At 47.8% G+C, this 8098-nt stretch carries 4 protein-coding genes; 1 reads left to right on the plus strand and 3 read right to left on the minus strand.

Annotated elements, in window-relative coordinates; all coding sequences use genetic code 11:
- Positions 1-54: 54 nt before the first annotated feature.
- The 3 genes from QUB35_RS21865 to QUB35_RS21875 are packed head-to-tail and all read right to left on the minus strand — an operon-like array spanning position 55 to position 5196.
- Positions 55-1113: an adenylate/guanylate cyclase domain-containing protein gene (locus tag QUB35_RS21865; RefSeq protein ID WP_333143833.1), complete on the minus strand. Its 1059-nt coding sequence runs from the start codon at positions 1111-1113 to the stop codon at positions 55-57.
- A complete protein-coding gene (locus QUB35_RS21870) occupies positions 1110-1484 on the minus strand; it encodes a response regulator (protein ID WP_333143834.1) in 375 nt (124 codons plus the stop codon). The genes QUB35_RS21865 and QUB35_RS21870 overlap by 4 nt, the downstream gene beginning before the upstream one ends.
- Entirely contained in the window at positions 1477-5196 is a 3720-nt protein-coding gene (locus tag QUB35_RS21875) for a response regulator (RefSeq protein WP_333143835.1), read from the minus strand. Before QUB35_RS21875 ends, QUB35_RS21870 begins: the two co-directional genes overlap by 8 nt.
- 1310 nt (positions 5197-6506) lie before the next feature.
- On the opposite strand from QUB35_RS21875, the gene ltrA reads away from it, so the two are divergent.
- The coding region (gene ltrA, locus QUB35_RS21880; RefSeq protein WP_333143836.1) for a group II intron reverse transcriptase/maturase at positions 6507-8098 on the plus strand (1592 nt) is incomplete at its 3' end.

Here is an 8098-nt window from a genome sequence, read left to right on the forward strand (position 1 = left end):
TGTTGACTGTGGATATTAGTTACCGATACCCGATGCCCAATGCCCAATGATTAATTAAGCGTTTCGGGCCACAAGCAGATAAGTCATCATATCGCCTTTCCCCTTCACTGGAATGATGCCGCGCTCCTCAAAAACGTACTTACCCCGCAAGCGCTCGTAGGTAGCAACTGTCACCTGAATGCTGCCGGGGACGCCTTGAGATTCCATCCGGGAAGCTGTATTTACCGTATCTCCCCACAAATCGTAAGTAAATTTTTTAGTACCGATTACCCCAGCTTCCACCGGGCCTGTGTGGATGCCGATGCGGATGCTGAGCGGCTGACCTCCCTTGGTATGTATCTTAGTCATTGCTGCTTGAATTTCCAGCGCCATTTCCGCGATCGACTCGGCGTGGTCGTCGCTGGGCGTGGGCAAACCGCCAACCACCATATAAGCATCGCCGATCGTCTTAATTTTCTCAAGTCCGTAGCGCTCGGCCAACTCGTCAAAAGCCGAAAAAATTTCGTTGAGCAACTCCACCAATTGGGCCGGCGATAAATGAGCCGAAAGCTTAGTAAAACCGACCAAATCGGCAAACATCACTGTTACCTCAGCGAAACTGTCGGCGATCGTAATTTCCCCGTGTTTCAGGCGCTGCGCGATCGCCCTCGGTAAAATATTTAACAGCAAACGCTCGGACTTTTCCTTTTCCTGAGCCAACTCATGTAAATAGGCCTGTTCCTTATCCCGCAGCCGCTTCTTTTCCAGACAAGCGCTAATTCGAGCCTTGAGCAATACCGGATTGAACGGTTTAGAAAGATAATCCTCCGCCCCCAACTCTATACACCGGACGATACTGTCGATATCGTCCACCGCCGAAATCATAATCACCGGGATATGGCGCAACTTCTCGTCCGCCTTCAGATTTTCCAGCACCTGATAGCCGTTCATTTGCGGCATCATAATGTCTAGGAGAACTAAATCAAAAGGATCGCTTCGCAACATTTCCAGAGCTTGCAGACCATCTTCAGCAACAGTCACCACGTGGCCTTGACGCTGAAGTCGGCGGGCCAGCAAATCGCGGTTTACCTCATTGTCGTCAACAACCAGCACGCTGCCCTCGTCACCTTTCATGTCATAGCCTTTTTTAGAAGCAGTTCAATCTTACCCAAAAGTCGAGGAAACTCGACCGGTTTGGTGTCGTAGTCGTCGCAGCCGGCGGCAATACACTTTTCACGATCGCCCGCCATTGCGTGAGCCGTCAGCGCAATCACCGGAATCGTGCTAGTTTCAGAAGCCGCCTTAATTTGCTGCGTTGCTTGCCACCCGTCGAGCACTGGCAGACTCATATCCATCAGAATCAAATCCGGTACTTTCGCGAGCGCCATCGACACTCCCTCAGCACCGTCAACAGCAATAAAGACCTCGTGTCCCTTGCGGGCCAGACGCCTGGAAAGCATATCCCTATTCATTTCGTTATCTTCGACCAACAGGATTTTAGCCATTGGTGTTCTCCTTGCCTTTCGAGTCGTACCTGCGATCGAGCCTGTCATTTACTATAGAGCGAACATCGCGCAACAAAGTATCGCAACTGTAGACTCCCTTTTGTAGTACCCGCTCGACGTAGCCGTTTAGCTGCTGGCTTTCGGCCTGTGTCAAGTTTTTCCCCGTGAGCACAACAATCGGTATAGGATCTCCCGAATGGGATTTGCGAATTTCCCCGATCAACTCAAAACCATCCATTTCTGGCAACATCAAATCCAGTAATATCAGGTGCGGGCGAGCAACTTTTAGCCGATCGAGAGCAGCGCGTCCGCTGTCAGCTTCCGTTACTGCCCAGCCTTGTGTTTCTAGTACGCATCGCAGTATTTCGCGCGTGGCAACGTCGTCTTCCACAATTAGAATTTCACAGGTCAAATTGTTACTTGCAACGCCGTCTTGGTCGCGTCGGTACTTGTTCAACAAGGCAGCCAGCCGTTTGCCGTCCACTGGTTTGGTGAGGTAGTCCGAGGCACCCAATGCAAAGCCGAGGCTTTTGTTGCCCACAAAGGATAGCAGGATTACGGGAATTTCGGCAAGCTCAGGATCTGCCTTCAGCGCTGAGAGTACCGCCCAGCCGTCCATTCCGGGCATGATCACATCCAGGGTAATGGCGTCTGGCCGTAGTTGCTTAGCGAGCCGGAGAGCTTGCTCGCCGCCGCCTGCGACTTCTACGTGCAGTCCTTGCCGACTGAGGGTGCGCTGGATTAAATCCCGCGAGATCGGGTCGTCGTCCACTACCAGCACCGTGCCGACAGCGGGGGCGTCGGGAGGGCTAGTGCTGTCGTGGACGTTGTTGGGGATTTCCGGCTGTTTGATGGCGCTGGGCAAGATCACGGTGAAAGTAGTGCCGGAGCCCGAGGTGCTGCTGACCTCAATGCTGCCGCCCATCATCTGACAGAAGCGCTGGCTGATTGCTAGTCCCAAACCGGTGCCACCGTACTCGCGGGTAGTCGAGGCATCAGCTTGGGTGAAAGGTTGGAAAACTCGCTCCAATTGCTCTTGTGTCATGCCGATGCCGGTGTCGGCGACGCGGAAACTTAAAAATTCGGAGTTGGAAATTAAAATTTGGGAAGATTCCTCTTGATTTTTCATTTTTAATTGTTCATTTTTAATTCTTTCCACTCCGATCGAAATTCTCCCGTTTTGTGTGAACTTGGCAGCGTTGCTGAGCAAGTTAAGCAGCACTTGCCGCACTTTGGTCATGTCCGCGTGCATGGTGTCGAGGTTGTCTGGACAGTACACTTCTAGGGTATTACCGTTTTTCTCGACCAGCGGCCTGGCCGTGGCAACTGCACTTTCAATTAAGGTATGGATGTCGAAGGTTTCTAAGTAGAGATCCATTCGACCTGCTTCAATTTTAGAGATATCTAGGATGTCGTCGATCATCGACAGCAGGTGTTTGCCGGCGCTGCAGATTTTTTCGAGGTCAGGGACGAAAGCTTCATCGCCCAATTCTTCGGCTTCTTCTTGGAGCATTTCGCTGTAGCCGATGATGGCATTGAGGGGTGTGCGAAGTTCGTGGCTCATGTTGGCGAGAAATGTGCTTTTTGCCCTGTTGGCTGATTCTGCTGCTTCTAGGGCCGACTGCAAGGCGGATTCTGCCTGTTTGCGATCGGTGATGTCTTGGACTGTGCCTTCGTAGTACAAAATCCTGCCGTTTTCGTCGCAGATGCTGCGCGCGTTTTCAGAAATCCAGATCGTGCTACCGTCTCGGCGGTATATTTGGGATTCAAATTTTGACACTTGGCGGCGCGCGCCCAATAGGGCCATAAACTCGGCGCGCCGATTGGGGTCTACGTAAAGTTGGCGGTTGATCTCGGTGAGTTCGGCGAGCATTTGGGTACAGGATTCGTAGCCGTAAATTCGGGCTAGTGCGCTATTGCCACTGAGGTAGCGCCCGTCTGGGGTGGTCTGGAATATGCCTTCGACTGCGTTTTCAAAGATGCTGCGGTATTTTGTTTCGGATTGTCTCAAGGCTGCTTCTGCTCGCTTGCGCTCTAGGGCATTGGCGAGCATTTCTCCTACCATGTTTAGCTGTGTGGATATTTCGGTTGCTCGACCTGCTGTTTGCTTTAAGCCATCGAATCCGAGAATTCCTACTAGGTTTTTCCTCGAAATTAGGGGGATAATTATCAGTGAGTGGCTATTTTTTAGCGGTTTTTGGGATTCTAAATTATTGAGGGAAGTCCCAATCGAAGGTATTGAGGCGGTTGCTGTTTGATTGACTGTTTGGGATGGGGATTCTGTCTGGAATTGGGCTGGATTTTGACCGAGAAAATAGGCAATTTCGGCGATTGCTGAGGGCGGGAGTTCGCCGATTTCTGGAATATAAAGGCATTCGGCGCGATCGAGCTTTTCTGCAATCCAAGGGATTTGTGCGGTGTCTATTGGTTTGTCGGTGCTGTTTTTGACTGCCGGAATGCCTTCGCCGCACCACTCGTAGGTTTTGTCGGCGCGGGTTTTGTCGAATGATAACAGGTAGATGTAACTGCGGTTAAACCCGCTCAATGTGGCGATCGCTTCCAGGGTTCGATCGATGCCTTTGTCTATTTCTGATAAGGGCTGGCTGATGAAATCGGTTGACAAACGGGCAATCAACTGAGCGAATTCTATTCGATACTGCAAAGATTGTTCTACTTTTTTGAGTTCGGTAACGTCTCGAAAGATCCAGACTCTACCGACTGTTTTCGCTCCTACTTTTGATGGCAACGAATTTAATTCAATAATTTTTCCGTCTTTAAATTCTAATAATTCGCTGATTTGAGTATCTGAATCTGCCGACACTTTGAGCACGTTTTGGAGAAATCCTTGCGGGTCTTTTAATTGTTCCCTGTCGAATGGGAATCCTGTTTCGATCGTGTTTTTGACTGGGCCGAAGGTCGATCGGCTCAACTTTCCTTGGCTGGCGGACAAACCCCACAGCTCTAGAAATTTCTGATTATAATTGCATACATTGCCGTTGATGTCAACGGCCAGAATTCCTGCATCTGTAGATTTTAGAACTGCTTGCAGTATCGAGAGCGATTGCTTGTGTTCTCTAATGTCAAAAAGGTCAAAAAACACCAAGACTGATATTTCGCTGCCCTCAAATGCGGGATGGAAAAAATAGGAAACTGGTAAAATCTTGCCGTCGCGACACAAAAACTCGTCGTCCCAGTTGTTGCAAGGTTGACGGGAAGCGATCGCCTGTTGTAAATCTAGTGTAGGTGCGATCGGCCTATCTTCACTCTTGCTGGGCGACTGTTTCGGCTCCGTCAAAACTTGGGATTTGTGGCCTTCCTTTTGCTTCCCGATGCGCTCTAGCAGAGAAACGCCTGCAAGTTCCGACTCTCGCCACCCCAGCAAGCGTTCGGCCTCTGGATTCACCGAGATTACACAGCCCTTCGCGTCAAGGATACACAATCCCGCCCCCAAACTGTTGACACTCGCCCGCAGTCGATCGAATTCTGAAGCTGTTGGAGAGTCTTGAGGGGACTGGGGCGAGTGGGTTAAATCCTTTAACGGCACCGTCTCTGAGTTCAAGCAATCCTGCTGCTGAAGTTCTTGCTGACTCTGAACTTTGTCATAGCTAGAACTTACCTGCTCTAATAAAAGCTGCCACTGCTCAGCAGTGGGAGGGGGAGACTCGCCGACTAAACCAAGCTGTTCGAGTTGGCGCTGGAGGTGGGGGTGCATATTTTCTGGCGCTTTGTAGGCAACTTTCTACAGTATATCTTTTTAATTAATAATATATATACGTAGGTATACGGTTAGGGGACAAGTACGCGATCGAAATCTCTAACAGATTTTATTGAGAAGCCGACGGATCATCTCGGCTCTCCAAAATCTTTCCAACTCGGCTAATTATATTAATTCTCATAACTTTTAAGGGTTGTGTACAAACCAATCTTCTGAATGTCGGCAGCCGGCTCAAAAATAATAATATCATCTGATCGAGTCAATACTCAGGAAAGTTGGGGGAACGATACTACAAGCTTACGCGGGGCAAGGAGCACTAAAAAAGTCGAATTAAATGCAATCCCGGTGTGGAGCCGACATTGATTTAATTATCCACAGTCGATCGAAGTCAAGCGAGAATCAGCCATTGGGCCAGAGAAAAACTGTTCGGAGTATTGTAAAACTTCATTGAGTTTATAAGCAATTATAAACAATAATGGTATTATATTGTTGTGAGTGCGATTCGTTTAGCCGAAACCTTAAAAGGGGGATGGCTAGCAGCGATAGGGTAAGCCCATCAGGGTTAGAGTTCGCACTTTAATCCCCTATTGCCGACAACTTATTATCCATGCAGGTGAGAAAACCTAGTCGAGTATCTAGCTAAGACAACTAGGGGAAAACAGGAAAGATGAAGGTGCCAACCAACATCATAACTAAAATCCAAAATAAATCAAGTCCTGACATCATGATGCGTGATTGAAAGCACACAAGGAACCAGATATGAATTTGGTTTCCCCTACATAAAGAATGACAAACTTTATGTAAAGCGGGGGTGAAAGCGTACAATCGGGATAGCTGAATACCGACAACGCCAGCAAAAATCCTCTAACCGAATCATTGCGAAAGTAATGAAGTCGTGGGGTAGAAGCGCAAGCTAGCGAATTGTCGATATAACCGCCGTAAAATATGCCTAGAGGATATAAGCTCATCAGAGAAATCTGAACTTCTGGGTCAGGAACATCTGACAAGGGTAAGGACTATCAGGATTTTACAACCGAGATAGCGCATCACCTAGAACCCCGGCGGACAGACAAACCCTAACGGATTTAATCAATGGATAGTAGGAACGAAGTAATCCTTTTGTATGTTCCTCTTCAAATCGATTGTTGAGGTAGGCTGTCAGGCTACACGCTGCGAAAGGCTGGGATGGTTTAAGAAGCCAATGCCTAACCTGAAATAACAGGTAATGCCGAAAAAGGGATGGGGTAATGCCCAGGATATGCTGACGTAAACCGCGAAGGTGATTAAGTGAAAAGGTGCAATTAGTAATGAACAAGCCTAAATCTGATTTGGAAACGAATACAGAGGGATGGAAAACTATTAATTGGCGTCAAGCCGAAAGATATGTTTTCAAGTTGCAAAAACGCATTTTCGCTGCTTCCCGTTGTGGAGATGTCAAGAAAGTTCGTAAACTTCAAAAGACGCTGATGAGGTCTTGGTCTAATAAGATTTTGTCAGTAAGAAGGGTCACTCAGGACAACCAGGGAAAAAAGACGGCAGGAGTGGACGGGCTAAAAAGCTTATCCCCAGCAGCTCGTCTAGAACTGGCAAGGGAATTAAAGCTAACTGGAAAATCAAAACCAACAAGAAGAGTTTGGATTCCAAAACCAGGAAGTAATGAAAAACGCCCCCTGGGTATACCTGTAATGTATGACAGAGCTTTACAAGCCGTAGTAAAATCCGTACTTGAGCCGGAATGGGAGGCAATTTTTGAGCCAAACAGCTATGGTTTTAGACCAGGCAGGTCATGCCACGATGCGATTAAGCAGATTAAATTCTGTATTCAACATAAGGCGAAGTTTGTACTAGATGCAGACATAGCCAAGTGTTTTGACCGTATTAACCATTATGAACTACTCCAAAAGTTGAACATAAAAGGCAAGGTCAGGAGACAATTAAAATCCTGGCTAAAGTCTGGAGTAATTGACGATGGAGCGTTCACTGCTACATCTGAGGGTACGCCACAGGGTGGGGTCATTTCTCCGTTACTGGCAAACATTGCCCTCCACGGTTTGGAGCAACGCATAGAAAAAGAGTTTCCATCTGCACAAAGTGGATGGATAAGGAAATCACTTTCCATATTTGGCAAACAAATAGGCAGTCCGAACATAATCCGATATGCCGATGACTTTGTGATTCTATGTGAAGAAAAAGCCGTAATCCAAAGATGCCGAGAGATAATTTCGGAATGGTTAGCTGGCATGGGTTTAGAATTAAAACCTGAGAAGACGAGGCTAACTCACACTTTCAAAAATGAATTAAGTGAGGATGGTAAAGCTGGTTTTGACTTTTTAGGTCATCACATCCGGCAATACCCTGCTGGAAAGCATCGAAGCAGTTTAAGTACGCACGGTGAAATATTAGGTTTTAACACACTCATTACCCCAAATAAGAAGTCAAGTAAGGCTCACCAAGAGGAAATCGGAAGAATCATCAAAAAACATAGGTCATCGCCACAATCGGCGTTAATTAGAGACTTAAACCCTGTAATAAGGGGATGGACTTCTTTCTATACCAACTCTGACACCAAAACCGTTGGAGAACTCTCTAAACAAGATAACCTCACATACCTGAAACTTCGACGTTGGGCAAAACGCCGTTGTGGAAACATCAAGGCAGGACATCAACTGTATTGGCACACCATTGGCGGTAATAACTGGGTATTCTCAACCAGAGAAGAGGGAGCGAACCCCCTTCGGTTACTAACGCATAGTGAATTCGAGTGTAGCAGTATCGACTATGTGAAAGTTAAAGGGGATAAAAGTCCTTACGATGGCGACCTGGTTGTGCGAATCGAAGCCGCACGAGAGAGTGGGAAACTCAAAGACTCCCCTGGCAAGCGCTCAAATGCCAGTGTCCA

Origin of the sequence: Microcoleus sp. B13-B6 (assembly GCF_036705405.1) — a bacterium.
Lineage (GTDB): Bacteria > Cyanobacteriota > Cyanobacteriia > Cyanobacteriales > Microcoleaceae > Microcoleus.

Excerpts from the sequence above, each read along its gene's own strand:
- QUB35_RS21870 (WP_333143834.1), bottom strand. The coding sequence starts at position 1,484 with ATGGCTAAAATCCTGTTGGTCGAAGATAACGAAATGAATAGGGATATG.
- QUB35_RS21865 (WP_333143833.1), bottom strand. The coding sequence starts at position 1,113 with ATGAAAGGTGACGAGGGCAGCGTGCTGGTTGTTGACGACAATGAGGTA.
- QUB35_RS21875 (WP_333143835.1), bottom strand. The coding sequence starts at position 5,196 with ATGCACCCCCACCTCCAGCGCCAACTCGAACAGCTTGGTTTAGTCGGC.